This window comes from Streptomyces sp. NPDC058877, from assembly GCF_042742855.1.
Classification (GTDB): Bacteria; Actinomycetota; Actinomycetes; order Streptomycetales; family Streptomycetaceae; genus Streptomyces.
Genome location: NZ_JBHYMF010000420.1, coordinates 1 through 1138 on the forward strand (window position 1 = coordinate 1; position 1138 = coordinate 1138).

Consider the following 1138-nt stretch of genomic DNA (forward strand, 5'->3'; position numbering starts at 1 on the left):
GCTAGTGTCCTGCGCCGGGAATTCGATCAAGATATGAGGCCAGGCGTTCGAGGATCTCGTCGGCGCTCTTCGTCCAGGCGAAGGGTCGGGGGTTCTCGTTCCAGGTCTTGATCCAGTTCCGGATGTCCTTCTCCAACGCCTGGAGGGACTTGTGGGTGCCGCGTCGTATCTGTTTGTCCGTCAGGAGTCCGAACCATCGCTCGACCTGGTTGAGCCAGGAGGAGTAGGTGGGTGTGAAGTGCATGTGGAACCGGGGGTGGGCCTCCAGCCACTTCTTGACCGCCGGTGACTTGTGGGTGCTGTAGTTGTCGCAGATCAGGTGGACGTCCAGGCCGGCCGGGACTTCCTTGTCGAGCTTGGCCAGGAACTTCTTGAACTCGACAGCCCGGTGGCGTCGGTGGATGGAGCCGATGACTTCGCCGGTGGACACGTCCAGTGCCGCGAACAGGGTGGTCACGCCGTGGCGGACGTAGTCGTGGGTTCGGCGTTCGGGCATGCCCGGCATCATCGGCAGCACCGGCGCGGACCGGTCCAGCGCTTGGATCTGGGATTTCTCATCCACGCACAGGACCAGGGCACGTTCCGGCGGGTCCAGATACAGGCCCACCACATCGCGGACCTTGTCGATGAACTGCGGGTCGTTGGACAGCTTGAACGTGTCCACCTGATGCGGCTTGAGACCGAACGCCTTCCAGATCCGGCCGACCGAGGACTTCGACAGCCCGCTCTCGGCCGCCATCGAAGCCCTCGACCAGTGCGTGGCGTCCTTCGGCGACCGCTCCAGCGTGGCGACGACGACCTCCTCGACCCGCTCATCGGTGATCTTCCTCGGGGCGCCGGGCCGGGGCTCGTCCACAAGCCCTTCCATCCGGCGCTCCAGGAAGCGCCGCCGCCACTTGCCCACGGTCTGCGGCCAGATGCCGAGCTCGTCGGCAACCTGCCCGTTCGTCTTGCCATCCGCACACCCCAGCACGATCCGGCACCGCTGAGCCAGCGCCTGCGAGGACTTCGCCCGCCGAGACCAGCGCACCAGCGTCGCCCGCTCATCCTCGGACAACACCAGCTCGGCCATCGGCCGCCCCATCTTCGCCATGAAGACAGCCTACTAATTCAACGAACTAATGGCGCAGGACACTAG

The 1138-nt window shown here is 64.9% G+C and carries 1 protein-coding gene; it reads right to left on the reverse strand.

Going from position 1 to position 1138, the window contains the following annotated elements; all coding sequences use genetic code 11:
- Position 1: 1 nt before the first annotated feature.
- Entirely contained in the window at positions 2-1084 is a 1083-nt protein-coding gene (locus ACFW2Y_RS35985) for an IS630 family transposase (protein ID WP_384888001.1), read from the reverse strand.
- Between the last annotated feature and the right edge of the window lie 54 nt (positions 1085-1138).